This window comes from Pandoraea pnomenusa (assembly GCF_040391475.1).
Classification (GTDB): domain Bacteria; phylum Pseudomonadota; class Gammaproteobacteria; order Burkholderiales; family Burkholderiaceae; genus Pandoraea; species Pandoraea pnomenusa_C.
Genome location: NZ_JBEBXS010000001.1, coordinates 498,152 through 523,740, shown reverse-complemented (window position 1 = coordinate 523,740; position 25,589 = coordinate 498,152). Strand labels below are relative to the sequence as shown.

Genomic DNA, 25,589 nt, shown 5'->3' with positions numbered 1-25,589 from the left:
CAACAATGGACGGGGGAAAGCAGGAGTTTCAAGGCGCGGTCGGCGATGTTGCCGGCCGAGACGTGGTTAACCACGCAGCGCCGATCACCAACAGCAACGTGGTCAACCTGCAATTTGGTCAGAAAGACGCGGTCGTCGAGTTCGTTACTGAACACCAGAAAGCCATGATCGCCGAGTTGGTTGACCAGATAGCGGACGCAACGGAAAGCCATCGACTCAAAATCTACCGTGTTGTTTTGGCTCGAGCCGGAGCCAAGCGGGTCAAAGAGATTCGTCGTGAAGCCTATCTCGATATCGAGCAATACCTGACAGCTTGGGTGAAGCGCGTTACCGGCGAGCCGGGATCAGTTCCTGGCTCTGAATCAGTTGCAGTTGACACTGAATTCGCACATGGTCGTGAGGCTCAATTCAGTGAGCTGGCTGCACAACTGAGGGCCGCTCGTGCCTCCGTTGCGGCATTGCAGCGCAAGGTGATGATCGTTCTGGGGCTCTTAGTGTTGGCGCTAGCGTGCAATTCTGCGCTGGGCTACAAAATCTGGTCTGAACGCGACCAATCCTGCTTGTATGCAGGACAAGCCTATGCGATTGGTAGCGCCATCGATCATCCCGACCCCAAGGCGGCTGATCTGGAATGTGTCGCGGGCAAGAATGGTGCCGCGCCCAGGTGGCGACAGATCGAAGTGTCGCACAAGAAGTGACGGGACCTGGATCAGAGACGGAAGATTGCGGAAACGCCTGCGTACCGGGTTACGAGATAAGGGAATGCGCGCAATGAGCAGACAGGAGTTCTATAGCCAGGTGGGGCAGGTAGCAGGAAGAGACATAATCAACGAAGCGTCGGAAATGTTGTGGGAGTGCGAGACACCCGCGTTGAAGCGTGAATTCAAACGGTGCAATGCCAAGCTATGGCAAATGCGGCGGGCCATTTTCCTCAATGTTCCGTTCTTTTGGTTTATCGCCGGGACGATGGGCTCGGTGTGGCTGCTGCTGACCGGGACGTGGTTCAAGATTTCGACGCCAGTTATGTTCGCCTGGCTTGTCGGCGCGACGCTGATCCCGACGGCGTGGCTAACAGCCATTCGGCAACGCAAGGGCAAGATGGTTGCGTATTACCGCGAACGTATCGAAATCATCGACACCATCCTGCAAGACAGGATGTAAGGGTTGCTTACGCAGCTTGTGCCACGCACAGGCCTTACAAGGAGAAACGGATGGTAAACCGATTGAACAGAGGCGCGTTGTTGCCGGTAGTCGTGTTGACGTTCTTGGCAGGATGTGGGGAAGCGGAAACGCCTGAGAAATCGAGGCCGCAGCCTGCGGCAAAAGTTGAGATTCCGCAACCGAAGCTCAGCGCGGCCGAAGCCAAGCAGTTGGCATCTGATACGTTGGCATACCTCAACAAGCACCAGAAGGCGATGGCCGACGATGCAGTCATGAACAAGGACGCTCTCCTCCGCGTTTTCAACGGTCCTGAGTTTCGGGCCCTTGCCCAGCGCTGGCCAGCACCGTTCACCGGCAATTCTGAAGCCGAAAAGTACGCGGCATGTCAGAATCTGATTGTCTCTGCGAACGGCTATGCGCATGCCCAGCATGATTTCGCCTTCAATGGCCTGCCTGAAAAAGACGTGGTTCCCGCCAAGCGGCAATACAAAGAAGATTTGAAGAACTGCAAGACGGAGTTGGCCGCCTAGTAAAGCTCTCTCTAAACCTGATTAAAAGACCTCTCCTGGAATGCCGCCGATCATGGCGGCATATTCATTTCAGGAGGGGCACATGCCTTTCACAAATCGGTTTCCCCGCATGCTCGGCTGGTTGGCCGCTGCGGTGCTGCTCATCATCGCGATCGCACTCGTCTCGCCCCAGCAATTGCCGGTTGCCCTGTACAAGCTGAGTCTCATCAGTCTGGCGGCCGTGGTTGCGTACTGGCTCGATCGCGGACTTTTTCCGTACGCTCGGCCCGATGCTTATCTGCAGTTGGACTGGCGTCACGGTACCGACGAACCGTGGTACCAGGCCGACTATCCTGTTGTAGACGGATACCAGGTCGTATTTGCGGCCGCTATGCTGCGTCGCGCGGCCATCGTCGTGGGTGTGGTCATCGGCGTCGCCCTGGGGCTCTGACATGGGCACGCCGCAGATCGTCTGGATTGCCGTGGCGCTGTTCTCACTTGGGGTTGGCGCAGCCAAACAACGTGAAACCTTGTCAGCTCGCGTCAAATTCTGGGTCGCCGTACTCCGGTGGGGAGCGTTCGCCGGCCTTCTGTACTGGGGTGGCTTCTTCAGCCATCCCGCTGCCGCTCAGGTTCCTGCAACGGCCAAGCAATATCGCGCCGATCTGACACGCGCGGCGCGCGCGATCTGGGGCATCGACGCACCTGTTGCCACGTTCGCGGCGCAGCTGCACCAGGAGAGCGGCTGGCGCCCCGACGCCGTGTCGCACGTCGGTGCCCAAGGCATGGCGCAATTCATGCCATCGACGGCGACGTGGATCGCACAGGCCTATCCCGCACTCGCTGACCGACAGCCATTCAATCCTGGCTGGAGTCTGCGCGCACTCGTGACATATGACTTCCACCTGTGGCAGCGCGTGCGCGCCGCTGCCCCCTGCGAGCGGATGGCCAAAGCGCTGTCCGCCTATAACGGCGGTCTCGGATGGGTCATCCGTGACGAAGCTGCCGCCCGACGCGCTGGCAAGGATGCGGGGCAATGGTTTGGCGCCCTCGAGAGCGTCAACGCCGGCCGGTCCGAAGCCAACTGGCGCGAAAACCGTGCCTACCCGCGTCGGATTCTGCGACTGCTTGAACCTGTGTACGTCCGGGCGGGCTGGGGCCCCGGGAGCTGCACATGACACGCGAACGAGTAGCGCTGATCGCGCTGTGCTTGATGTGCCTCGCGGCGGTGAGCGGTTTTCTCTTCGGCCGGCACGTCGAGTCGAACGCTCAGCGCGCGCAGACGGCCGAGAAGACCATCCAGAGCCTATCCAGCCTCATTGATGCGGGGCAACACCTGGTCGAGGACAGCCAGGCCGCCAGTCGCGACATGCGCAATGCACTCGCACTGCGTAATGCCCAAGACCAGAAATCCACCAAGGAGCTACGTGATGTGCTCGCCAAGACTGCCGGTAGTCGTGCTGATTGCCGCTTTGATGCTGACAGCATGCGCCTCATCCACACCGCCCGTGATCGTGCCGCCACCGCCGCTTCCCGCGGAGTACTCGACGGCATGCCCGCCGCCGCCGGCTCCGGCAAGTGATTCTGCTGATGACGTGGCACTCGCTCTGAAGGCGACGTACGACCTTTACGGCGCCTGCGCGGGCCGATTGATCGACCTGGTCGACTGGGTCACGAAGCGCCGATGATTTTTCAACAATACGGGGGAACCTGCGAATGACCGTACAGGTGGAGTTTTGGCAGATGCTTTCGCTGCTCGGGGCGTTCCTGGGCTTCATGTTTGGCGCGGGCAAGATGCTGCTCTCGCAGATCGAGCGCCGGCAGGCCGAGCGCGACCTGAAACAGGAAGAACAGATCAAAACGCTGCTCTCCCAACTCAGCAAAGAGGCCGAAACCGTTTCGCGTCTCGAGCGCGACTTCATGCGTTTCCAGGCTGATCTTCCGCTGCAGTACGTTCGACGCGAAGACTACGTCCGTGGGCAAACGGTGATCGAGGCCAAGCTGGACGCGCTCTACAACAAGCTCGAGGTGGTTCAAATGAAGGGAGCAAACCATGGTTGACCACACCAAAGTCCGGCGCGAATCGATGCGCTGGAACCTGATCAGCACGCTGGATAAGGCGCGTCCGCACACCAGCAACGAGCAGTTCCTGCTCGAAGTCATGCGCGCCATCTACCCCGACACAACGGCACTCGAAGTCCGCCGCGAGCTCGACTATCTGGCCGATCGTCGCCTCGTCGATCTGAATAAGTCGCCTTCGGGCGCATGGTTTGCCGACCTGACTCGCTACGGCGTCGACATCGCTGAGTACACGATCGACTGTGCGCCTGGCATCGCACGGCCAGAAAAGTACTGGAGCGAATGATGGTGCGCCGCTCGAGCATCGACGGCCTGCCGGAAGACGTGCGGCGTTGGCTGGAGCGCGCCCTTGCGGAGAGCAACTTCAGCGGCTATCAGGCGCTGGAAGAGATCCTGCGCACGAAGGGGTATCAGATCAGCAAGTCGGCGATTCATCGACACGGCCAGAAGATCGAACGGCGCTTCGCTGCGATCAAAGCCAGCACGGAAGCTGCCCGCTTTCTCACCGAGGGCGCGGCCGACGATCAGGACGCTCGTTCCGAGGCCGTCATCGCGCTGGTGCAAACGGAGCTGTTCGAGAGCATCGTCAACCTGCAGGAAGCCGGTGAGGAAGACATGGATCCGGCCGAGCGGATCGGCCTTTTGTCCAGCGCGGCGAAGAACATCGCCACGCTCGCGCGTGCTTCGGTGAACCAGAAGAAGTTCCGGCTCGAGATCCAGGCGCGTGCCGAGGCCGCCGCCGCGAACGTCGAGAAGATTGCAAAGAAAGGCGGCCTGTCTGCGGAATCAGTTGACGCGCTGCGACGCGAAATTTTGGGGATCGCCGGATGAGCTCCATTCCTGCCCGACTTCCCAATACAGCGAGCGCCGACGCGCCGCCTGTGCTGATGGCCTATCAGCAACGCTGGGTCGCGGACAAATCGCCTCTGAAAGTCATCGAGAAGAGCCGCCGCACGGGCCTCACCTGGGGCGAAGCGGCCGACAACGTCCTGACGGCGGCGGCCAATCGATCGGCCGGCGGCCAGAATGTGTATTACATCGCGTACAACCAGGACATGACCATCGAGTACATCCAGGCATGCGCGATGTGGGCGCGGGCGTTCCATCACGCAGCGTCCGAGATCGAAGAGGGTTTCTGGGAAGACGACGACGCTGACAAGAACATCAAGACGTTCACGATCCGCTTCCCTGCGTCCGGCTTCCGTATCGTGGCACTCACCAGCCGGCCATCCAACCTGCGCGGCCGCCAGGGCACGATCGTGATCGACGAAGCCGCCTTTCACGACCAGCTCGGCGAGTTGCTTAAGGCAGCGCTGGCCATGCTGATCTGGGGCGGTCGGGTGCGCGTCATCTCCACCCACAACGGCACCGACAACCCCTTCAATGAGCTCGTCGAGGACATCCGATCCGGAAAACGTAAGGGTGCTGTGCACCGTATCACCTTCAAGGATGCGGTGTCGGATGGACTGTACCGACGCGTCTGCTTACGCCTGGGCAAGGAATGGACAGCATCGGACGAGGCGGCGTGGATGGCCGACGTCTATGCGTTCTATGGCGACGGTGCCCAGGAGGAACTGGACTGTGTGCCTGCCAACTCGGGTGGCGCCTGGCTGTCTCGCGCGTTGATCGAATCGCGTATGTCCGCAGATACGCCGGTGTTGCGTTGGGAGTGTGCCTCGGGTTTCGAGGTGCTGTCCGATCACATTCGCGCGGCAGAGTGCCGAGACTGGCTGGAAGCGAAGATGGCGCCGCTGCTCGCGCCATTGCCGTCCGATGCCATTTCGTTCGACGGTGAAGATTTCGGGCGGACCGGTGACCTGACTGTTCACGTGCCTTTGATTCAAACGCAGAACCTGGTGCGTCGTGTGCCATTCATCGTGGAACTGCGCAATGTGCCGTTTCGCCAGCAGGAGCAGGTCGCATTCTATTTGCTCGACCGATTGCCCCGTTTCACTGGCGGTGCCTTCGACGCTCGCGGCAACGGGCAGTACCTGGCCGAAGTTGCCATGCAACGCTACGGCGCGAGCCGGATCCAGCAGGTGATGCTGTCAGAGGGCTGGTACCGCGAGCATATGCCGCCGGTCAAGGCAGCTCTGGAAGATGGCACGCTGGACGGTCTTCCGCGCGACGCGGACGTGCTGGCCGACCTGCGGGCCGTGCAGGTCATCAAGGGTGTGCCGCGAATCCCGGACACTCGCACGACGGGCGAGGACAAAGGCAAGCGCCACGGCGACGCCGCCGTGGCGGTGGCGCTCGCCTACTTCGCCAGCCGCGAGATCAACAACGGTCCGGTCGCGGTGAAATCGCGCCGCCGCCGCGCCGGCACCAGAATCACACAGGGGTATTGATGAGAGCCAAAGGCATGTGGGTCAGCCCCACCGAGTTTGTACAGTTCGCCGAGCCGAGCACCTCGCTTTCGGACCAGATCGCAACGCGCGGACGCAGTATCGATTTCTACGCGCTCGGCATGTATTTGCCGAACCCGGATCCGGTTCTCAAGGCTCTTGGAAAGGACTTGAAGGTCTATCGGGAACTGCGCGCTGACGCGCACGTTGGTGGATGCATTCGCCGACGTAAGGCCGCCGTGAAGGCTCTCGAGTGGGGGCTTGACCGAGAGAAGGCGAAAAGCCGTGTGGCCAAGTCGATTGAAGCAATCTTCGCCGATCTCGACCTGTCTCGCATCGTGACAGAGATGTTGGACGCGGTCCTCTATGGGTACCAGCCGATGGAGGTGATGTGGGGTAAGGTCGGAAGCTATCTGGTGCCCATTGACGTAGTCGGCAAGCCAGCAGATTGGTTTGTGTACGACGAGGAAAACCAGTTGCGCCTGCGCACCAAGCAAAGCCCAATCAAGGGCGAAGAGCTGCCCCAGCGCAAATTTCTCGTACCGCGCCAGGACGCGAGCTACGACAATCCCTACGGCTTTGCGGATCTGTCCATGTGCTTCTGGCCCACTACTTTCAAAAAGGGCGGGTTGAAGTTCTGGGTGCAGTTCACGGAGAAGTACGGCGCTCCCTGGGTGATCGGCAAGCATCCGCGCAGCGCATCCGACGGCGAGACCAACCAGCTGCTCGACCGCCTTGAGGACATGGTGCAGGACGCTGTGGCAGTGATTCCCGATGACTCCAGCGTCGAAATCAAGGAAGCGGCCAATGGCGCCAATAACGCCGACGTCTATGAACGGCTCCTGCACTTCTGTCGTTCCGAGGTATCGATTGCGCTGCTGGGGCAGAACCAAACCACCGAAGCGAGCGCGAACCGCGCTTCGGCCCAGGCCGGGCTGGAGGTCACGCGCGACATTCGCGACGGCGACAAGGCTATTGTCGAAGAAGCCGTGAACACCCTGATCCGATGGGTATGCGAGTTGAACTTCGACGACGGCGCGCGCCCGGTGTTTTCGTTATGGGAGCAGGAAGAGGTCGACCAGATGTTGGCCGAGCGCGACGAGAAGCTGGTCCGAGCCGGTGCGAAGCTCACGTCGGCTTACTTCAAGCGCGCCTACGATCTCCAAGATGGAGACCTTGCCGAACCGTCCTCGCTCGAAACGCGATCGGCAGAGTTCGCCGAATCCGATGATGCGCCCGACCAGGACGCTATCGACCAGGCACTCGATTCGCTCTCCGCCGATGCCATGAACGCCGACGCCCAACGGATGCTGGCACCGCTCTTAAAGCGGGTTGCGAAAGGCGCGCAACCCGATGAGTTGCTCGGCATGCTCGCCGAGCTCTATCCGACGATGGACGCGGCCGGCCTGCAACAACGCCTGGCGCGCGTCATCTTTACCGCCAAGCTGTGGGGAATCCTGCATGCCTGACATCAATCTCGCGCATGCCATGAGCTTGCCGCCCCAGGACGCCGTTGCGTACTTTCAGCGCAAGGGCTACGCGATTACTTGGGACTGGCAGGAGTTGTGGCAGGAAGCCCAAGCGCAGGCATTCACCGTGGCGAAAGTGACTCGCCTGGATATCCTGCAGGACATCCGCGACGCCTTACAGAAAGTGCTGACCGAAGGCAAGACTGCAGTGTGGTTCGCACAGGAGCTCACCCCGGTGCTTCAGGCCAAAGGCTGGTGGGGCCGCAAGGAGCACGTGGACGCGGAAACGGGTGAGGTCAGCCAGGTGCAGTTGGGCAGCCCTTGGCGCTTGCAGACGATTTTTCGTGCGAACGTGCAAACGGCCTACATGGCTGGGCGCTTTCAGCGCCAGCTCGAAAACGTCGACGACAGGCCCTACTGGAAGTACGTGGCAATCCTGGACAGTCGAACGCGGCCAAGCCATCGGGCGCTGAACGGCAAGGTATTCCGCTATGACGATCCATTCTGGTCGTCGTTCTATCCGCCCAACGGATGGGGATGCCGCTGCCGCGTCGTTGCGCTGTCGGCCGACGATATCGAGGTTCGCGGAATCATTGTCGATTCGTCCGAAGGCAAGTTGGGCGCGGCGATGCGCTTGCTATCCGAGAAGACCGGCGAAACGCGCGAGGTCACCACCTATACCACGGCGCACCCGGACGATCCGACCGGCAAGCGCAAGATCGTCATTTCGCCAGATGTGGGTTGGAGCTATAACCCCGGCGCAGCCGCATGGGTCCCGGACATCAAGCGCTATGTGGGAGAACTGGCGACCTTGGCCGAGAAGGAACTGGCGGGGGCTGTATGAGCGAGTTTGTTCGAATCGACATCGACGACTCCCGGCTCCAGGCCGGACTTAAGCACCTGGCATCGGCTGCATCCGACATGACGCCGGCGATGCGGAAGATCGCCGCGACGCTTGAGAGCGTCGTCGAAGAGAATTTTGAGGCCGAGGGGCGCCCGCGCTGGATACCGAGCGCGCGGGCGAAATCAGAGGCCGGCGTTACCCTTCAGAAGAGCGGCCGGATGGCGGCATCCGTTACCACCGACCACAATGCCAATACCGTCGTGATTGGCAGCAATGTCGTGTACGCGCGGATCCACCAACTCGGCGGCAAGACATCACCGCATGTAATCCGTCCGCGTGCCAAGAAGGCGCTGGCATTCGGCGGCCGGGTCCTGGCGTCCGTCAACCACCCAGGCTCCGATATTCCGGCTCGACCATTTTTGCCTGTGACAAGCGACGGCACGCTGCAGCCTGAAGCCACTGACGCGGTTCTTGGAACCATCCTCCGGCACCTGAAAGCGGCGGCTGGCATTTAGCCGCCAAGACGGCTTTTCGGATAACAGGGGCACGCAACGATAGCCAAGCGTCGCGAGCGCCCCGTCTGAAGGTTTTATAAAGGCTTGGTGCGCACAACGCCGGCCGATCTTTCCCTCGCTGCTCGCCCAGAGCCCTGGAATTGTAAAGGCGATTAAAAGACCGCCATCGCGTTGCCGCCGAACATGGCGGCATGACTGCTACCCGACACCTCCACATCTTCAAGTCCGGCCGCCAGACCACGATGAGTGGTGTGACGCTGGATTTTTCCGAGTCCGACCTCGAGGCGAGCGCTCGTGCATACGACCCCGCCAAACACGAGGCGCCAATCGTCATTGGACACCCGAAGCATGACGCCCCGGCCTATGGCTGGGTGCGATCTGTATCGGCCGGCGCTGAAGGGCTGATGGCTGAGCCCCACCAGGTCGATGCCGCATTTGCCGAGCTTGTCGGCGCCGGCCGCTACAAGAAGATTAGCGCCAGCTTCTACGTTCCCGACGCCCCGAACAACCCTGTGCCCGGCGTCTATTACCTGCGCCATGTCGCATTTCTCGGCGCCCAGCCGCCGGCCGTAAAGGGGCTCAAGCAGGCTGAGTTCGCCGATGCCGAGACCGGCGTCGTCGAGTTCGGTGACTGGGGCATGGACACCAACGCCTCACTGTGGCGCCGGATGCGCGAATGGCTTCTGGCCAAGTTCGGCCAGGAAGCTGCCGACCAGGTGGCGCCCGACTGGCAGATCGAGGCGATGCGGGAGTCCGCGCGCCAGGACAGCCCGGTCCACGATCCGGCGTTTGCCGAGTCCACGATTTCCCCGCCCCATCTACCTCAAGAGGAGAAGCATGCTGTGACGCCCGAGGAAAAGGCCCGACTGGAGGCCGAAAACGCCCAGCTCAAGCAACAACTGGAGGCAGCCTCCGCTCGCGAGAAAGCCAACTTGGCCGCGAAGCGCCACGACGACCACGTGGCCTACGCCGAGCAGCTCGTCGCAGGCGGCACGCTCGCCCCGAAACATAAAGACGCCGTCGTGGCGTTCCTCGACTTTGCTGAGTGCGAGACGGCACTCGAGTTCGGCGAAGGCGATGCCAAGCAGCCGCTGGCAACTGCCTTCAAGTCGTTCCTGGGCGATTTGCCCAAAGTCGTCGAGTTCGGTGAATCCGCCACCAAGGACAAATCCGGTGCCGGCGGCCGCGCGGATGTGGCCGAGTTCGCCGAAAAGTCGATCGATCCCGAGCGCCTCACCCTGCACGTGCGCGCCACCGAGTTGGCGGCCGAGAAGGGAATCCCCTACGAGCAGGCTGCGCGCCAGCTCATCACCAAGTAAGAAGGAGCCAACATGGTTGACCGTCTCCGTCAGCTCCGGGTAGTCGACCCGGTCCTGACCAACATCGCGCGCGGCTATCGCAACGCGCAGTACATCGGCGAAGCACTGTTTCCGATTGCGCCGTCGGACAAGGAAGGCGCGATCGTGCCGCTGTTCGGCAAGGAAGCCTTCCGCCTGTGGGAAACCGAGCGCGCGATCCGCGCGAAGTCCAACGTGATGACGCCGGACGATATCGATTCGCTCGATGTCGTGCTGCGCGAACACGATCTGGCCTATCCGGTCGATTATCGCGAGCAGCAGGAATCGATGTTCGATGCCGAAGCTCGTGCAGCCAAGCGCGTGAAAGATGCGATCGATCTTCGCCGCGAGTGGGCCTGCGCCGCGCTGGCACAGAACGCCAGCACGTTCCTGGCCGGTGGCAAGGTCGCACTCTCGGGTGCAAGCCAGTGGAGCAACAACGGCGGTGATCCCGTGGCCGTTGTCGAAACCGCCAAGGAAGTTGTGCGCAGCCGTATCGGAATTCGTCCCAACACGATCGTGATGGGCGCCTCGGTCTACCAGTCGCTGAAGTTCCACGCGAAGCTGCAGGCCGCTCTGGGCAGCAACGAACGCAAGCTCGTCACACTGGAGCATCTTCGTATGCTCTTCGGCATCAACGACATCTTCATCGGTGAGGCGCTCGCCGGCGATGGGGCGACTGGTGACGTGTGGGGCGACAACATGATCCTCGCCTACGTGGCCAAGCCGGGTGCCGATCGATCGGCCGACTACGAAGAGCCGTCCTTCGGCTACACCCTGCGCAAGAAGGGCATGCCTGAGACGGACAAGTACGACGCCGAGGGCGGCAAGGTTCGCTTCGTACGCCACACCGACGTCTACAAGCCCGTGGTGGTTGGCGCCGATGCCGGCTATCTGATCGCAGACACGAACGCATGAGGTCGCCCATGAACACCCGAACCTATCGTGTGCGTGGCATCGATCTGCATCACGACGGCCAACGTGTCCCCGAAGGCGCCGAAGTCGTGCTCGACGATGCGGCAGCAGACAAGCTCCGCCGCTATCTCGAGCCGGTTGCGAGCCAGGGCGATGCAGCGAAGAAAGCTGCGGCAGAAAAGGCCGCCGCTGAGAAGGCCCAGGCTGAAAAGGAGGTCGCCGAGAAGGCTGCAGCAGAGAAAGCTGAGGCCGAGAACGCTGCAGCAAAGAAAGCTGCCGAAGAAAAGGCCGCTGCCGACAAGGCCGCGACCGAGGCGGCCAAGAAGGACAGTTCGTCGACCGGAGGTAAGCAATGAAAACGCAGCAGGTTGTACTGACCACGTCGGTCATCGCTGCGACGGATCTGATCCGTCGCCGTTTCGTCGCCTTCGACGGCACCGTATGCGCGGCTGGAGCCAAAGCATTGGGTGTGGTCGAGGCTGACACCGAAGCTGGCGGCGTAGCGCCCGCCAACATCCTCGGCGCAATCCTCGTTGAGGCAGGCGGCGCGATCGCCGCCGGCGCGGAGGTCGAGTCGGACGCAAGCGGTCGCGCCGTAACGAAGGCCGCCGGTACTTCCAACGGCTACGCCTGGGACAGTGCCGCCGCCGCTGGCGACCTCATTCGAATCGTGCGGAGCATCTGAGCATGGAGAACCAGCACAGGCACATTGCCGGCTATCGGGATCTGACGGAAGACGAGATTTCGCTGATGAACGAGGTGAAAACCAAGGCCGTCGAGATTGGCTCGCTCGTCGAGACGCTGCGCGGCCGGCTGCCCGCTTTCAAGATCGACGGCGAGCCGGTCCAGGTCGGCGATCAGACATTGGTGGCGGTCAGCGACGAAGCGTACGAAACCGACCGGTGGCTGACGATCGGGCAGGACCACCTGCAGCAAGGCTTCATGGCATTGACCCGTGCCGTGGCCCGGCCGACCACGTTCTGAGGCGGTCATGCGCTACTGCTCACTCGCCGACCTGCAGCTGGCCATCCCGCCGCAGACGCTGATCTGGCTATCGAACGACGACGAGTCGGCCACCGCCATGAACCAGGCGGTGGTCGAGGAAGCCGTCAGGCAGGCGGAAGAGCTGGTCGATGCCCATCTTCGCGGGCGCTACAACCTGCCCCTGGAGCCGGTCCCGTCTGTTGTGAAAGACATGACCGTCAATCTGGCACGTCATTGGTTGTATGCACGTCGGCCTGAAGGCGCGGAATTGCCCGACGCCGTCACGCGCACTTACAAGTCCGCACTGCAGATGCTCGAGGCAATCCGCGACGCAAAACTCACGATCGGCGTTCCCACCGGCGAGGCAGCGCCGGAGCCTGGCGAGATGAAGGTGCGGGCGAAGCCCCGTCGCTTCGGCTCCGACATCTTGGATCGCTACTGATGGCCACGACCCTTCAGATTATCGATGCGGTCGTGAAGCGCTTGGCCGTGAAGCTGCCACACCTGGCTGTGGAGTACTTCCCCGACAAGCCTTCGGAGTATCGACTGAACCATCCCAAGGGCGCGCTCCTAGTCAGTTACCTCGGGAGCCAATTCGACAAGACGGTGGACGTCGCCTACGTCGCACAGCCGCGCACCGTGAAGCTGTCGGTCACGGTGGTCCTCCGCCAGTTGAATGGCAAGGGCGGCGCCGTTGACGTGGTGGACCTCGTGCGTGCAGCGCTGGTGGGGTTTCGCCCACCCGACTGCCGCAAGGTCTGGGCGGTATCGGAGAAGTTCCTGGGCGAGACGGCCGGCCTGTGGCAGTACGCCGTCGACGTCGCTTCCGAAGCCATGCTGGTCGAGGACGCAGACGTCAACACTGAAACGCCTCTGACTGAGGTGACCTACGAGGAGGATTCATGAAATACCGTTACAGCGGTCCGACGAGCGGTGTGACGCTGCAAGACGGCGCAGAACGCAAAGAGGTAATGCTTCACACCGGCGAGGAAGTCGACTTGCCCGAAGCTCACGAGTACACGCGGACCCTGTTGGCCTTGGGACATTTGGCCCCCGTTAAACAAGGCGGTAAGGCTGCAGCGCGTGCCAATGTCAGCGCGGACGAATCCGCCGCGAAAGGAGAGTGAACGATGGCCGCAAATTACTTGCATGGTGTGGAAACCATCGAAGTCGAGAATGGGCCTCGCCCGGTTCGTACCGTCAAATCTGCGGTGATCGGCCTGATCGGCACCGCCCCGACCGGGCCTGTCAACGTGGCCACGCTGTCGCTGTCGGAAAAGGACGCGGCCGCGTTCGGTTCGCAGCTTCCCGGCTTCACGATTCCGCAGGCGCTCGACGCGATCTACGATCATGGCGCGGGCACCGTCATCGTCATCAACGTGCTGGATCCGGCAATTCATAAGACGGCTGTGCCCACCGAGGCGGTCACCTTCGACGCGTCCACCGATCGGGTGAGCCTGGCTCATGGTGCCGTGGCCTCGCTCGTCGTCAAGAGCAACGACGGCAACACGACCCACGTGCTCGGCACCGACTATTCGGTCGACACGCTCACGGGGATGCTCACCCGGGTCAAGGGCGGTGGTATCGCTGCAGGCGCGAGCGTCAAGGCGAGCTACGAATACGCCGACCCGACGAAGGTCACCGCCGCCGACATCATCGGCGCAGTCAACGCCGCAGGCGTACGCACGGGCATCAAGGCACTCAAGGACACGTACAACCTGTTCGGCTTCTTCGCCAAGATCCTGATTTCGCCGGCATTCTGCACACAGAACTCGGTCGCTACCGAGATGATCGCGATGGCTGACCAGCTCGACGCCGTGGCCTATATCGATGCGCCGATCGGCACCACCTACGCGCAGGCGGTCGCAGGTCGTGGCCCGATGGGCACCATCAATTTCAACACGTCGAGCGACCGCGTACGGCTGTGCTACCCGCACGTGAAGGTGTACGACGCCGCGACGAACGCGGAACGCCTCGAGCCGCTGTCCGCCCGAGCTGCAGGGCTGCGTGCAAAGATCGACCTGGAAAAGGGCTTCTGGTGGTCGAGCTCCAACCAAGAAATTGCGGGCGTGACGGGCGTGGAGCGTCAGCTTTCGGCAATGATCGACGACCCGCAGTCCGAGGTGAATCTGCTCAACGAGCAAGGGATCACCACCATCTTCTCGAGCTATGGGTCGGGCTTCCGCCTATGGGGGAACCGGACCGCCGCCTGGCCGACCGTCACACACATGCGCAACTTCGAGAACGTCCGGCGCACGGGTGATGTGATCAACGAATCGCTGCGGTACTTCAGCCAGCAGTACATCGATGTGCCGATCAATCAGGCGCTGATCGATGCCCTGGTCGAGTCGGTGAACGGGTACGGCCGCAAGCTCATCGGCGACGGTGCGTTGCTCGGCTTCAAAGCCTGGTTCGACCCGGCCCGAAACGAAGAAACCGAGCTGGCCAACGGGCACCTGCTCATCAACTACAAATACACGGTGCCGCCGCCGCTCGAGCGCCTCACGTTTGAGACCGAGATCACCTCGGAATACCTGCTGACCCTGAAAGGAGGTAACTGATCATGGCCGGCAAGATCGAAATCAACCGCATCACGAACGCCAACATCTACGTTGACGGGAACTCGCTGCTCGGCCGCGCAGAAGAGATCAAGCTGCCCGACATTTCGGCCATCATGCAGGAACACAAGGCGCTTGGCATGGTGGGCAAGATCGAGTTGCCGGCCGGCTTCGACAAGCTCGAGGGTGAAGTGAAGTGGAACTCGCTGTACAAGGACGTGGCCAAGACGGTGGCCAACCCCTTCAAGGCTGTGTCCCTTCAGTGCCGCTCCAGCATCGAGACTTACGGCGCGCAAGGGCGCATCCAGGAGGTCAGCCTGGTGACGTTTCTGACGGTCATGTTCAAGAAAAATCCACTGGGCACCTTCAAGCAGCACGAGAACGCGGAATTCAGTTCGGCGTTCGGTGCGACCTACATCAAGCAGGTCATCGACGGCGAGGAGGTGCTCGAGCTGGACTACATGGCCAACATCTTCCGCGTCAACGGCGAAGACATGCTGGCCGACTACCGTAGCAACACCGGCACCTGACCCCACCATCCGACCAGTTTGCGAAATTGCGCAAACTGGCGCTTTTCCTCACGGCCCACTTCGGTGGGCCTTTTCATTTGGTAAAGCAGATTAACTGACTGGAGTCTGGCATCGACTGAGAATCCTTCGTGTAGTTCATTCATTCACCACATGCAAAGGAAATCTTATGGAGATCCAACTTCAGTACCCGTTCACGACGGCAGCCGGTCAGAAGTTGAGCGCCGTCACCATCCGCCGACTCAAAGTCAAGGATCTGAAGGCCATCGGCGAGCAAAGCGGCGGGAGCGAGGTGTCGCTCGAACTGAACGGCGTCGCACGTATGTGCAATCTCGTGCCGGAGGATCTGGACGAGATGGACGCCGCAGACTACCAAGCGGTGAAGGCCCGATTTCTGGAGTTTGTGGGTATCACCGGAAAACCTGCGGTCGGGGCAAAGCCTGCTAGCGAGGTGGTTCCGGATGCAGCCGAGTGAGATTGACCATCTGAGCGTCGATGAATTCTGTGACTGGATTACCGACGCCAGTCAGCAAATCAAGCGCGAGCACGGCGATGGCTAACCAGCCACGCGGCTGCTTTGATGAGGGCCGCGATGCAAAACGCTGCGACGGCGATTAGCGGCCCCAAGAAAACCAACCCAAAAAACACGGCGACGCCGAACATCAACGGCGCGGCCCACAGGGGCAGCTCGATGAGCAGCCACACGCCAAGCGCCACTGAAAGCATGGCAATCACAACGTAGGCGATGGTTTTGGCGAGGGTTTCGATGTCCATAGCCGCATCCTAATTCCGAGGTATCCACATGGCAAGTGAGTTTTACGTTGGTGTCAAGATCGGCGCGACGATGCTGGCCAGCTTCGGCACCGCGCTCGCCGGCGCCAAGACGACCATGTCGAACCTTGGCAGAGTCGCCGATGACCTGCGGGTCAAGCATACCCGGCTTGGCGAGGTGATGTCGCGCGCAATGTCCCATCCTATGCGCAATGTCGGCGAGCTGCGCCGCCAATACGAGCGGCTCGGCACCACGATGGATGCATTGACAACGAAGCAAGCTGCGCTGGCTTCCCAGCTCGCTCGCGGCGACGCGCTGCGGCAGCAACGCATGGGGCTTGGCGGCGAAATGGTGGGCACGTACCTCACGGCCAAAGCGACGGCCGCCCCTCTTATCGGGGCGGTTAAGCAGGCTGCGACGTTCGAAGCCGGGCTGCGTGATATCGCCATTACCGGGAATCTGACCAAACAGGAAGAATTCAAGGTGGGCGAGGCTGTCCGCCAGGCCGCGCTGTCCACCAGTCAGGGGCATGCGGCGATTCTGGAAGGTGTCGGCACCTTGGTTGCGGCAGGCATGGACGCCAATAAGGCCGGGGAGTACTCGGGCCTTCTGGGCAAGGTGGCCACCGCGACCAATGCGGACATGAAAGACCTTGCCGGTATGGTGTATTCGCTGTCCGAGACGCTCGGCATCAAGGGCGATGCAGCGCTCAAGGAAGCGTTCAACCGTGCCGCCTTCGGCGGAAAGCTCGGTCGTTTCGAACTCAAGGATGTGGCCAAAGCACTGCCTGAGATGACGGCGGCCTTCGCGGCGAAGGGCATCAAGGGGCAGGCCGCGCTCACGCAGATCATCGCGAGTCTCGAAGTCGGCCGCGAAGGCGCTGGTTCCGGCGATGAAGCCGTGACCAACCTGCGCAATTGGCTCTCGCACATGAACGCCAAGCACACTATCGACTCGTATTCGAAGGCGGGCGTGGACTATCAAAAGTCGATGCAAAACCTCGTCGCCGATGGTTATTCCAGCTATGAAGCGTCTCTGCAGATTGCGCAGAAGTTCATCTCGTCGCGCGGTGACGGGTTTATGAAGCAATGGAAAGAAGCCGGCGCGAAGGGAGACGAAGAGGCCCAACGCCGTTTGATGGAGAGCTTCGGCCTGAACGAAGTGTTCCAGGACATCCAGACCATCAACCATTTGTTGGCCATGCGCCAAGGATGGGATAAGTACCAGGACACGAAGAAAAAGATGGGGAGCCAGGAAGCGATGGGCACCATCGATGAGGACTATCGGAAACGCGCGGAACTCGCCACCAAAGCGTGGGAGCGATTCAATACGAGCGTCGCTGACCTCGGCATCACGGTCGGACGGGAACTGATGCCGTCGTTGACCGGGTTGCTTGATGCGTTAACGCCGATGGCAAAGAACGTTGAGCTGTTCGTGAAAGCCCATCCAGGCGTTGTCCGAGCGGTTGCGGGCTTCGCGGTGAGCATCGTCGGCCTGAAGGTCGCAACCCTTGCCCTTGGCTGGGGACTGAACTTCTTCGTCAAATCCCCGCTGAACCTTCTCGGTACCGCGTTCACGACGGTTTCCGCCAAGTGGACGTTGATGCGCGCTTTGGTGCTCGGTGGCTCGTCGCGCCTTGCCACCGTATTCCAGTTGTTCGGCGCTGGGGCGCAAACAGCGACCAGGCTGGCGAGCGTTTTCGGCCGTATCGGCGGCTGGATGCTATCGCTCGGTCGTGGAGCGCTTTTTCTCGGCCGCCTGCTTGCCGGAAACCTGTTGTCCGGTTTGCGGATTGCCGGTCAGGCATTTCTCTGGCTCGGCCGGGCAATGCTCATGAACCCGCTTGGGTTGGCTGTGACCGCGATCGGCGTTGCCGCTTACCTTGTCTGGAAAAATTGGGACAAGGTCAAGTCAGCAATTGTGGTCGGCTGGACCTGGCTCAAAGGCATGAAAGATCGATTCTTCTCTGCGGGAGCGGATCTGATCAACGGGCTTGTCAGCGGCGTGACGTCCAAGATTTCGGCGGCGCGCGACAGCATCGTCTCGTTCGGCTCGGACATCAAAGGCTGGTTTGCCAACACGCTGGGCATCCGATCCCCGTCTCGCGTGTTCATGGGCTTTGGCGACAACATCGCACAAGGTGCTGCCCTTGGTATCGGGCGGTCGGCGGGACTCGCCTCGAGGGCCGCTGCAGACATGGCTTCAGATACGGCCGCCGCCGCGGCGACCCAACATATCGCGTCTGGTCGCCTCAGTGCATCTGCCGCCGGCGCCGGCGCTGGCGGGACGACAATCCAGTTCAGTCCGACGATCCACGTCCAGGGTGGCTCGCCCGAGGCGGCGAAGATGCAGGTGACGGAAGCGCTCAACCTTTCGTTGCGTGAGCTCGAGCAGATGATCAAGCGGGTGACCGGTCAGCAAGCGCGGAGGGCCTATTGATGTTCGCGCTTCTCGGTGATGTCCAATTCGACTTGATCACGTACTTCGACGGCTTCGAATCGGAGTTCGGGGCTGATTTCGCTGAGCACGCGCTCATCGAAGGTAAGCCGCGGCTGCAGTTCATTGGCGACAAGCTTGACGAGATTCGGATCCAGCTCGCTTTTCACCAGTATTACTGTGACCCGGAAGCGGAGCTCGTAAAGCTCAAGACGGCGCTGGCCGCTCACCAGGCAATGGCGTTGGTGTTGGGCAATGGCGATTACAAAGGCTGGTTCGTGCTGACCAGCGTGCAGGCCACCAGCAAGCACACAGACAAAGCCGGAACGCTTGTCGCGCTCGAGGCTGGCATCACGCTGCGCGAGTTCGTTGGTGACAAGAAGAATCCACTCAAGCCACCCGCCGTCCAGCCGAATCCGCCGCCGGCCGATGCCAAGGCGCTGCCGGTCGAAGATGCGTCGGCCAGTGCGCTCGACAGCGCTACGGCAACCGTTCGCGAGGGCGTACGTCAGGCCGTCACCTACGCCAACCAGGCGCAATCGGCCCTGCGCGTCGCCGTCGATGGCGCTCGGCTTGCACAAAAGCTCGCAGCAAACCCGCTTGCGGCGCTGGGCCGGGTGCCGGCGCTGCTGACGAGCGTGAAACAGGTCGCTGGTCCATTGGAAAAGTTGTCACCAACGTTGAGCGGGCTGTCTGGCCAACTTCCCGAAGTTTCTGGCGTGCTGCGCGCCAGCGATAACGCTCTGAGCGCAGTCCGCAGCGCACAGGGAGCGCTGAGCTCGGTCAGCGCCGCTAACATCGGCGGTCGAATGGATTACCTGAGCGGGCAGCTCTCGACGGCGTCAAGCGCGCTCCAGTCGGCGGCGCCGAGCATCAGCAAACTGGCCGCCAAGGTCATCGCGAGGGCGATCTGATGTACTTGACCCACATCACGACTGAGGGCGAGCGTTGGGATCAGCTCGCCAACCGCTACTACGGCGATCCGCTTGCCTACGAAGCCATCGTGGCTGCCAATCCGCACGTTCTACTGACGCCGACGCTTCCGAGCGGTCTGCGGCTCTCGATCCCGGTGATTGAACAAACCGACTTGTCGGAGGATCTCCCGCCGTGGATGCGATGAACGACCAATCGGCCACGACCACGGCCAAGGTGCCGCACCCGGTATTCGTGCTCACCTACGAACAGAAGAACATCACCAACGACATCACGCCCTATGTCCGCTCCGTGACGTACACCGACTACCTGGACGGCCAGTCCGACGAGTTGGCCGTCGAACTGGAGGATGCGGACGGTCGTTGGATCGAGCAATGGTATCCGGGAAAAGGCGATGCACTGTCCCTCAAGATCGGCTACCGTGACGATCCGCTGCTGCCCTGCGGGACGTTTGAGATTGACGAAATCGAGTTTGCGCACCCGCCGGCGACCGTGACGATTCGTGCCTTGGCCACCGGCGTGAAGAAATCGGTTCGTACTCGCGCTGGACGAGCGTATGAGGGCACGACGCTGGCCGCGATCGCGCAACGCATCGCCAAGCGTAACAAGCTCACGCTGGTCGGGAAAATCAGAGACATCCGAATCGATCGGGTCACGCAGTACCAGGAGCGGGACGTCGAATTCCTTACTCGCCTGGCACGCGAATTTGGGTATGCCTTCAAGATTGTGGGCACCAAGCTAGTTTTCACGGAGCTAGCCAATTTGCGTGAGACCGATGCAGTCGCCACGCTGAACGCGACCGACCTCCAGTCCGTTCGGATGCGCGACAAGATCAAGGACGTCTACCAGGCGGCCAAAGGCAAATATCACGATCCGAAGACAAAGAAATTGGTGGTCTACGGTGTGAAGGGGGACGACGTCGCCGAGGTTGGCCAAACGAGTGTGAGCACGAAGAAGCGCTTAGGAAAATCTGCAAGCGGCGATACGTTGAAATTCAGCGCCAGAGGATCCAAGGCCGCGCTCCAGACGAAGACGCAGGCGGCTCTTGACGCGGCGAACCTCCAGCAAACTGCCGGCAACGTCACCGTGTACGGCAATCCCAAGCTCGTCGCTGGTACGACCATCGAGCTGGCGCACTGCGGGAAGCTCTCCGGGAAATATCTTGTCGAGTCGGCTCATCACCGACTCGATCGCGGCGCTGGCTATACGACCGAGATGGAGATCAAGCGTGTGGCACTGCCGGTCAAGGCTGGGACGGGAACCAGTACGACCAATGCAAGCGCCCGCAAGGGTCTCAAGGTTTACGGGACCACGGCTGACGGACAGGTCGGCGTAGTCGGAACCAGTCAGGTGACCAAGAAGAAATGACGGAAACCATGGAAGAATTCGGCGCCACCCTGAAATTTGGCACGGTCAGCGCGTCTCGGCCGGGCTTCGCGCGGGTGCGTCTACCCGATCTCGATAACATGCGCACCATGTGGCTGCCCATTGCGTACCCGAAAACGCAGGACGATCAAGCCTGCTGGACGTATGACACCGGTGAGCAAGTGGCGGTGTTGCTTGATGCGCGTGGCGAGGATGGGGTCATTCTCGGCGCGATCTACTCATCCGCCGACACGCCACCGGTCACCGATCCGAATAAGTTCACGATCCGGTTCAAGGACGGTGCGTTGCTCGAGTACGACCGCTCGACCGGTGTTTTGACTGCCGCCGGTGTTCGACGCGTCGAAGTTGAGGCGCACACGGAAATCCTGCTCAAGGCCGGAACCAAGGTGACCATCGATGCGGCAGATGCCGAGGTCACCGGAAACCTCCTCGTTAAAGGCAAGCTGTCTGGCGAAGCAGGCATGGCGATCTCGGGCGGTGACGGTGCCACCGTGAGTGGTAACATGCGCGTCGACGGCAACGTGGACGCCACTGGTACTGTCATGGACGGTGGCGGCAACTCGAATCACCACACTCACTGATTTCCGATGCGCAATGAAGGTTATCATCGGTCCCGGGGAGTCGGGACAAGCGACATTGTCGACGTACAGCAAACGAAAGATCGGGCAGATCCAGTACGACAAGGGGCGAGCCTTTGTCGCGTCCGCACTTCTGCTGAAACGCCACTGTGGCAACGAGGCCGTCGTTCTGTATCTGTTATGCCAAGGTATCGAAGTCGCGCTCAAGGCGCTGCTCCTGCTCAAGGATTTCGATCTCTACGAAAAGAAGAGGTTTGGGCACGATATTGTGAAGGTTGCCAATGAGGCCGCCTCTAGCTTTGGGCTGCATCCGCTGTCATCGCCGCTGGCCGAGCAGTTGCGGCGCGTGAGTTTACTATATTCCGACCGACGCCAACTCCTACGTTACGGCTCTCTGAGCGACATCCTCATTCCGGCGTCCTCGATTGAGCGCGAAAGAGTGATGCGCCGCATGTTCGCCGCGATTCGACTTGCCGATAGGCACATCCAGCGCATTAAGCCTTAAAGCGCTTTAATATCCCCCAGTCGGGCATGGCGGCACGATAGCCGCATGACCCGGCTATCCGACATCTCCTCTGTTCACTGGCAACCTGCACTCAACAGTTTCGACGTTGTCGAAGCGGAGGCAGACATCGGCCAGGCCATCCACGTGATCCTGCGCACGCCAAAAGGCAGCGATCCGCATCGCCCCGACTTCGGCTCGAACGTACATCGGTACGTCGATTACCCCATCGATCAAGCCGTGCCTCACTTGGTGCGCGAAGCCGTCGATGCGATACGGCAATGGGAGCCGCGTTGCCAGTTGCTCAAGGTCACTCCGACGATCGATCAGGCGCAGATGACCCTGAGAGTGCGATGGAAGCTGGCCGACGGCGTCAAGCGCGACACGGAGGTGCGTCTGTGAGCCTTCCCGAGCCGAGTTTCATTGAACGAGATCCACAGGTCATTACCGCCGAGATCGTCGCGCAATACGAGTCGCTCTCCGGCAAGACCCTCTATCCCGCTCAGGTCGAGCGGCTGCTCATCGACGTTATCGCCTATCGGGAAACACTGGTGCGCGTCGGCATACAGGAAGCGGCCAAACAGAGCCTCGTGCACTACGCCCGCGCGCCAATGCTGGATTACCTGGGCGAGCTCGTGGGTGTCACGCGCCTGCCGGCGCAGTCAGCGATGACCCCATTGCGCTTTGCCGTGAAGACTGCGTTGGCCACCGATTTCCTAATCCCCGCAGGCACCCGCGTCGAGGGCGGCGACGGGGCCGCGACGTTTGCTACCGACGAGGACGTGACGCTGGCAGCCGGCCAGTTGTCGGTAGACGCGGCCGCGACCTGTGAGGAACCCGGCGCCGTTGGTAATGGCTGGCAACCTGGACAGATCAACAACCTGGTCGACGAGCTGGGCGACATCGAAGTGACCGCCACCAATGTCACCGTCACCGCCGGCGGGGTTGAGGAAGAGGAAAACGACCGCTTGCGGGAACGTATCAAGCTGGCACCGGAAGCGTTCAGCACCGCTGGCAGCCGCCTGGCCTACGTGTTCCACGCAAAAAGCGCGCACCAAAGCATCGTCGACGTGGCCGTGTTGTCCCCCACGCCTGGCGTGGTCAAGCTTTACCCGCTGCTTACCACTGGATTGCCAGACGCCAACATGCTGGCGTTGGTCGAAGCGAAGTGTTCGGCCGACCGCGTGCGCCCGTTGACCGACCAGGTGCAAGCGCTTGCCCCCACGCCCGTCGACTACGCGATCGAGGCACAACTGGTGCTGTACAAGGACACCGATGTGGCCAGCGTGCTCGCGCAGGCGAATGCTGCAGCCCAAGCCTATATGGCAGATCGCGCAGCGGGGCTCGGCCGTGACATCGTGCCGGTGCAGGTGGACGTCGCGCTGAAGGTCACCGGTGTGTATGACATCGTGCGTACCTCTCCGGCCAAGCTCGTGCTCGCGGAGAACGAGTGGGCGCGCTGCACTGGAATCAATATCACCGTTTCGGGGACGGTCGATGGCTGATTCGCTGTTGCTCCCGCCGCCGCTGGCCAGCGACGAGCGCTTCCGAGTGCTCGGACAGCTGGCGGCTCGAATCAGCGACATCGACCTTTCGCCGCTCCTGGTCTATCTCGTGGACACCGTCAACGCGTCGGCGTTACCGGTGCTCGCGGATCAGTTTCACATCCTTGGCGAAGGTTGGCAGTTTGCCCGCAACGACGACGAGCGTCGCCTGTTGCTCAAGCGGGCGATCGAACTGCACCGGTTCAAAGGCACGAAGTGGGCCATTCAACAAGTTTTAGAAACGCTGGCCCTCAAAGGTCAGATCGCCGAGTGGTTTGAGTACGGTGGCCAGCCGTATCACTTCCGTATCGACGTGGATCTGTCCGACCGCGGAATTGACGAGACAACCTACGACGCGCTCGTCGCCTTGGTCAACGAGTACAAAAACGTGCGCAGCCACCTCGAGGCGCTCACGTTGTACCTCACCGTGCGAAGTCCCGTGCCCGTGATCGCGGCCGCGACGCTCGGCGGCGAGCTGACGACCATATATCCGTTGCAGTTGGACGGCGTCGAGCAACGCGGGGCCGTATTCATTGGCTACGGCCAGCAAACCATCGAGATCACCACGATTTACCCCTTGGAGAACTGACGTGGCTCAGGACTACTACACCATTCTGACCAACGCCGGGCTCGCATATGAGGCTCAGCAAAAGGCTCAGAACAAGCCCATCACGTTGACTACGATGGCCATCGGCGACGGCAATGGAGCCGTCTACAACCCGGATCCGACTGCGACGGCGCTGCGGCGCGAAGTCCATCGCCAGCCGATTAACGCGCTTTTGCAAGACCCCAACAATCCCAACTGGCTTGTCTGTGAAGGATGGCTGGCCGACGACGTGGGCGGCTGGACGATCCGGGAGGTCGGTATCTACACCGACACCGGGGTGCTCTACGCAATTTGTAAGTATCCCGAGTCCATCAAACCGATGCTGGCCAGCGGTAGCGGCAAGCAGTTCTATGTGCGCACCATCTTTCAGACGAGCAACGCCGCCAGCGTCACGTTGCTAGTTGACAACTCCGTGGTGATGGCGCCGCGTGCGTACGTCATTGATTACGTCCGTGACGAGTTGGCCAAGCTGGACAGCAAGCAATCGGTTCGAGCGGCCACCACGGGGCCGATCGTGCTTACGGGACTGGAACCGGTAGATGACGTCGCGCTCACGGCGGGCGACCGTGTGCTGGTAAAGAACCAGGTGGCGGGCGCTGAGAACGGTATCTACGTGGTAGGGGCCGGCGCGTGGGCACGCGCTGCGGACGCCAACAGTGCGGCGAAGCTCACATCTGGCGCAGTGATTCCCGTGGAGTCCGGCACGCTGAATGCCGACACCCTGTGGATGCTCAAGACCGACGGCGCTGTAGTGGTGGGTACGACATCGCTCGCTTTTCAATGGGTGGGAGGTCTAAATGCGCCGGACCAGGCCGCCGGCGACAGCAGCCGGAAGATCGCCAATACGGCGTTCGTTCAGGCGGCGATGCAGGCACATACCGACGCGTCGGACCCTCATCCGCAATACGCGTTGAGTCAGGAACTCCAAGACGGCTTTTATACACGTGACCAGGCAAAGGCGTTGTTTGCACCTGGCCTGGCGATCTTCGAGGCGAGTGGCGACTTCATCCCCGTTCGTGAGGACAACTGGGTTACGGCGATCGCGGGCGGCGGTGGCGGTGGTGCGGGTGGGCAGGACGTCAACAACATGGCGATTCCGGGTGGCGGGGGCGGCGCAGGGCAGTCCGTATTTCGCAAGTACGTGAAATTGACGGTCGGTGTGCCAGTTCGCGTCACTATCGGAAAGGGAGGGAAAGGCGCCGTCTCGACCCTTGTCCCCGCGTCGGCGCCTCTGCCAGACGGCACCGCCGGTGGAGTTACGAGCTTTGGCAGTTACTTCTCCCTCACCGGCGGTGGCTCCGGCAAAGGGGGCTTTACCGGCGCAGGAAACGTCGGAGGCGCAGGCGGCTCGGGGTGGCCGCCGGGCGGTGCTGGCGAATACTCTGCGTCCACCATCACGCAGACCTCTCGGGGCGGGCCAGGCGGAAGCGGTTTGTTCGGAGGTGCAGGACAGTCGTCTCACGGATATGTGGCCGTGCACGCTACCGGCTATGGCGCTGGCGGCGGCGGTGGTGCTCTGTACTACCGAAATGGTACCGACACTAACGGTGGTAATGGTGGTGACGGCATTTGCATCGTGGAGTGGTGA

At 61.4% G+C, this 25,589-nt stretch carries 36 protein-coding genes; 35 read left to right on the top strand and 1 reads right to left on the bottom strand.

Annotated elements, in window-relative coordinates; all coding sequences use genetic code 11:
- Positions 1-5 precede the first annotated feature (5 nt).
- The 25 genes from ABWO90_RS02235 (at position 6) to ABWO90_RS02120 (ending at position 15,718) form a co-directional block, all read left to right on the top strand.
- A complete protein-coding gene (locus ABWO90_RS02235; RefSeq protein WP_353189553.1) occupies positions 6-698 on the top strand; it encodes a hypothetical protein in 693 nt (230 codons plus the stop codon).
- Between the two features lie 73 nt (positions 699-771).
- Entirely contained in the window at positions 772-1,161 is a 390-nt protein-coding gene (locus tag ABWO90_RS02230; RefSeq protein ID WP_353189552.1) for a hypothetical protein, read from the top strand.
- Between the two features lie 50 nt (positions 1,162-1,211).
- Positions 1,212-1,691 carry a hypothetical protein gene (locus tag ABWO90_RS02225; RefSeq protein ID WP_353189551.1) on the top strand — a complete coding sequence of 160 codons (480 nt, stop codon included), beginning with the start codon at positions 1,212-1,214 and terminating at the stop codon, positions 1,689-1,691.
- Between the two features lie 82 nt (positions 1,692-1,773).
- Positions 1,774-2,121: a putative holin gene (locus ABWO90_RS02220; RefSeq protein WP_353189550.1), complete on the top strand. Its 348-nt coding sequence runs from the start codon at positions 1,774-1,776 to the stop codon at positions 2,119-2,121.
- Between the two features lies 1 nt (position 2,122).
- A complete protein-coding gene (locus ABWO90_RS02215; protein WP_353189549.1) occupies positions 2,123-2,848 on the top strand; it encodes a transglycosylase SLT domain-containing protein in 726 nt (241 codons plus the stop codon).
- Positions 2,845-3,252, top strand: a complete 408-nt coding sequence (locus tag ABWO90_RS02210; protein WP_353189548.1) for a hypothetical protein — start codon at positions 2,845-2,847, stop codon at positions 3,250-3,252. Before ABWO90_RS02215 ends, ABWO90_RS02210 begins: the two co-directional genes overlap by 4 nt.
- On the top strand, positions 3,179-3,358 hold the full coding sequence (locus ABWO90_RS25025) for a hypothetical protein (RefSeq protein ID WP_502922525.1): 180 nt from the start codon (positions 3,179-3,181) through the stop codon (positions 3,356-3,358). Before ABWO90_RS02210 ends, ABWO90_RS25025 begins: the two co-directional genes overlap by 74 nt.
- 28 nt (positions 3,359-3,386) lie before the next feature.
- Complete coding sequence (locus tag ABWO90_RS02205; RefSeq protein WP_353189547.1) at positions 3,387-3,731, top strand: hypothetical protein; 345 nt, start codon at positions 3,387-3,389, stop codon at positions 3,729-3,731.
- Positions 3,724-4,035 (top strand): hypothetical protein, encoded by a 312-nt coding sequence (locus tag ABWO90_RS02200; RefSeq protein ID WP_150690290.1) that lies wholly within the window; start codon positions 3,724-3,726, stop codon positions 4,033-4,035. Before ABWO90_RS02205 ends, ABWO90_RS02200 begins: the two co-directional genes overlap by 8 nt.
- Positions 4,032-4,580 carry a DUF3486 family protein gene (locus tag ABWO90_RS02195; RefSeq protein WP_353189546.1) on the top strand — a complete coding sequence of 183 codons (549 nt, stop codon included), beginning with the start codon at positions 4,032-4,034 and terminating at the stop codon, positions 4,578-4,580. The genes ABWO90_RS02200 and ABWO90_RS02195 overlap by 4 nt, the downstream gene beginning before the upstream one ends.
- Positions 4,581-4,636: 56 nt before the next feature.
- Positions 4,637-6,097 (top strand): hypothetical protein, encoded by a 1,461-nt coding sequence (locus ABWO90_RS02190; protein ID WP_353189545.1) that lies wholly within the window; start codon positions 4,637-4,639, stop codon positions 6,095-6,097.
- A gap of 14 nt (positions 6,098-6,111) precedes the next feature.
- Entirely contained in the window at positions 6,112-7,563 is a 1,452-nt protein-coding gene (locus tag ABWO90_RS02185) for a DUF935 domain-containing protein (RefSeq protein WP_353189544.1), read from the top strand.
- The gene (locus tag ABWO90_RS02180) at positions 7,556-8,407 is read left to right on the top strand and encodes a phage head morphogenesis protein (protein ID WP_353189543.1); all 852 of its coding nucleotides are present in this window, start codon (positions 7,556-7,558) and stop codon (positions 8,405-8,407) included. The genes ABWO90_RS02185 and ABWO90_RS02180 overlap by 8 nt, the downstream gene beginning before the upstream one ends.
- Positions 8,404-8,922: a phage virion morphogenesis protein gene (locus tag ABWO90_RS02175; protein WP_353189542.1), complete on the top strand. Its 519-nt coding sequence runs from the start codon at positions 8,404-8,406 to the stop codon at positions 8,920-8,922. Before ABWO90_RS02180 ends, ABWO90_RS02175 begins: the two co-directional genes overlap by 4 nt.
- A 191-nt stretch (positions 8,923-9,113) precedes the next feature.
- A complete protein-coding gene (locus ABWO90_RS02170) occupies positions 9,114-10,241 on the top strand; it encodes a peptidase (protein ID WP_353189541.1) in 1,128 nt (375 codons plus the stop codon).
- Between the two features lie 12 nt (positions 10,242-10,253).
- Positions 10,254-11,177 carry a major capsid protein gene (locus ABWO90_RS02165; RefSeq protein ID WP_353189540.1) on the top strand — a complete coding sequence of 308 codons (924 nt, stop codon included), beginning with the start codon at positions 10,254-10,256 and terminating at the stop codon, positions 11,175-11,177.
- Positions 11,178-11,185: 8 nt separating this feature from the next.
- Positions 11,186-11,530 (top strand): hypothetical protein, encoded by a 345-nt coding sequence (locus tag ABWO90_RS02160; RefSeq protein ID WP_353189539.1) that lies wholly within the window; start codon positions 11,186-11,188, stop codon positions 11,528-11,530.
- A complete protein-coding gene (locus ABWO90_RS02155) occupies positions 11,527-11,859 on the top strand; it encodes a capsid cement protein (protein ID WP_150555714.1) in 333 nt (110 codons plus the stop codon). Before ABWO90_RS02160 ends, ABWO90_RS02155 begins: the two co-directional genes overlap by 4 nt.
- A gap of 2 nt (positions 11,860-11,861) precedes the next feature.
- Entirely contained in the window at positions 11,862-12,158 is a 297-nt protein-coding gene (locus ABWO90_RS02150; protein ID WP_353189538.1) for an Acb2/Tad1 domain-containing protein, read from the top strand.
- A gap of 7 nt (positions 12,159-12,165) precedes the next feature.
- Positions 12,166-12,600, top strand: a complete 435-nt coding sequence (locus ABWO90_RS02145; protein WP_353189537.1) for a gp436 family protein — start codon at positions 12,166-12,168, stop codon at positions 12,598-12,600.
- Positions 12,600-13,064, top strand: coding sequence for a Gp37 family protein (locus tag ABWO90_RS02140; RefSeq protein ID WP_353189536.1), 465 nt, complete (start codon positions 12,600-12,602; stop codon positions 13,062-13,064). The genes ABWO90_RS02145 and ABWO90_RS02140 overlap by 1 nt, the downstream gene beginning before the upstream one ends.
- Positions 13,061-13,285: a hypothetical protein gene (locus tag ABWO90_RS02135; protein WP_353189535.1), complete on the top strand. Its 225-nt coding sequence runs from the start codon at positions 13,061-13,063 to the stop codon at positions 13,283-13,285. The genes ABWO90_RS02140 and ABWO90_RS02135 overlap by 4 nt, the downstream gene beginning before the upstream one ends.
- Positions 13,286-13,288: 3 nt before the next feature.
- The gene (locus tag ABWO90_RS02130; protein WP_353189534.1) at positions 13,289-14,719 is read left to right on the top strand and encodes a phage tail sheath subtilisin-like domain-containing protein; all 1,431 of its coding nucleotides are present in this window, start codon (positions 13,289-13,291) and stop codon (positions 14,717-14,719) included.
- A gap of 2 nt (positions 14,720-14,721) precedes the next feature.
- Complete coding sequence (locus tag ABWO90_RS02125) at positions 14,722-15,246, top strand: phage major tail tube protein (RefSeq protein ID WP_058377583.1); 525 nt, start codon at positions 14,722-14,724, stop codon at positions 15,244-15,246.
- 166 nt (positions 15,247-15,412) lie between these two features.
- The gene (locus ABWO90_RS02120) at positions 15,413-15,718 is read left to right on the top strand and encodes a phage tail assembly protein (protein WP_353189533.1); all 306 of its coding nucleotides are present in this window, start codon (positions 15,413-15,415) and stop codon (positions 15,716-15,718) included.
- Between the two features lie 59 nt (positions 15,719-15,777).
- On the opposite strand, the gene ABWO90_RS02115 is transcribed toward ABWO90_RS02120, so the two are convergent.
- Positions 15,778-16,017: a hypothetical protein gene (locus tag ABWO90_RS02115; RefSeq protein WP_353189532.1), complete on the bottom strand. Its 240-nt coding sequence runs from the start codon at positions 16,015-16,017 to the stop codon at positions 15,778-15,780.
- 28 nt (positions 16,018-16,045) lie between these two features.
- Here ABWO90_RS02115 and ABWO90_RS02110 point away from each other — a divergent pair, with 28 nt between their 5' ends.
- Genes ABWO90_RS02110 through ABWO90_RS02065 form a run of 10 tightly spaced genes read left to right on the top strand, consistent with a single transcriptional unit; the run spans position 16,046 to position 25,589 of the window.
- Complete coding sequence (locus ABWO90_RS02110; RefSeq protein WP_353189531.1) at positions 16,046-18,454, top strand: phage tail tape measure protein; 2,409 nt, start codon at positions 16,046-16,048, stop codon at positions 18,452-18,454.
- Positions 18,454-19,365, top strand: a complete 912-nt coding sequence (locus ABWO90_RS02105) for a phage tail protein (RefSeq protein ID WP_353189530.1) — start codon at positions 18,454-18,456, stop codon at positions 19,363-19,365. Before ABWO90_RS02110 ends, ABWO90_RS02105 begins: the two co-directional genes overlap by 1 nt.
- Positions 19,365-19,571: a tail protein X gene (locus ABWO90_RS02100; RefSeq protein WP_353189529.1), complete on the top strand. Its 207-nt coding sequence runs from the start codon at positions 19,365-19,367 to the stop codon at positions 19,569-19,571. Before ABWO90_RS02105 ends, ABWO90_RS02100 begins: the two co-directional genes overlap by 1 nt.
- Positions 19,568-20,752, top strand: coding sequence for a phage late control D family protein (locus tag ABWO90_RS02095; RefSeq protein WP_353189674.1), 1,185 nt, complete (start codon positions 19,568-19,570; stop codon positions 20,750-20,752). The genes ABWO90_RS02100 and ABWO90_RS02095 overlap by 4 nt, the downstream gene beginning before the upstream one ends.
- Complete coding sequence (locus ABWO90_RS02090; protein ID WP_353189528.1) at positions 20,749-21,351, top strand: phage baseplate assembly protein V; 603 nt, start codon at positions 20,749-20,751, stop codon at positions 21,349-21,351. The genes ABWO90_RS02095 and ABWO90_RS02090 overlap by 4 nt, the downstream gene beginning before the upstream one ends.
- Positions 21,352-21,364: 13 nt before the next feature.
- Positions 21,365-21,853 carry a hypothetical protein gene (locus ABWO90_RS02085; protein WP_353189527.1) on the top strand — a complete coding sequence of 163 codons (489 nt, stop codon included), beginning with the start codon at positions 21,365-21,367 and terminating at the stop codon, positions 21,851-21,853.
- A 45-nt stretch (positions 21,854-21,898) separates the two neighbouring features.
- Positions 21,899-22,252 carry a GPW/gp25 family protein gene (locus tag ABWO90_RS02080; RefSeq protein WP_353189526.1) on the top strand — a complete coding sequence of 118 codons (354 nt, stop codon included), beginning with the start codon at positions 21,899-21,901 and terminating at the stop codon, positions 22,250-22,252.
- Positions 22,249-23,355, top strand: a complete 1,107-nt coding sequence (locus ABWO90_RS02075; protein ID WP_353189525.1) for a baseplate assembly protein — start codon at positions 22,249-22,251, stop codon at positions 23,353-23,355. Before ABWO90_RS02080 ends, ABWO90_RS02075 begins: the two co-directional genes overlap by 4 nt.
- The gene (locus ABWO90_RS02070; protein WP_353189524.1) at positions 23,348-23,983 is read left to right on the top strand and encodes a phage tail protein I; all 636 of its coding nucleotides are present in this window, start codon (positions 23,348-23,350) and stop codon (positions 23,981-23,983) included. The genes ABWO90_RS02075 and ABWO90_RS02070 overlap by 8 nt, the downstream gene beginning before the upstream one ends.
- Before the next feature lies 1 nt (position 23,984).
- Positions 23,985-25,589: a phage tail protein gene (locus ABWO90_RS02065; RefSeq protein ID WP_353189523.1), complete on the top strand. Its 1,605-nt coding sequence runs from the start codon at positions 23,985-23,987 to the stop codon at positions 25,587-25,589.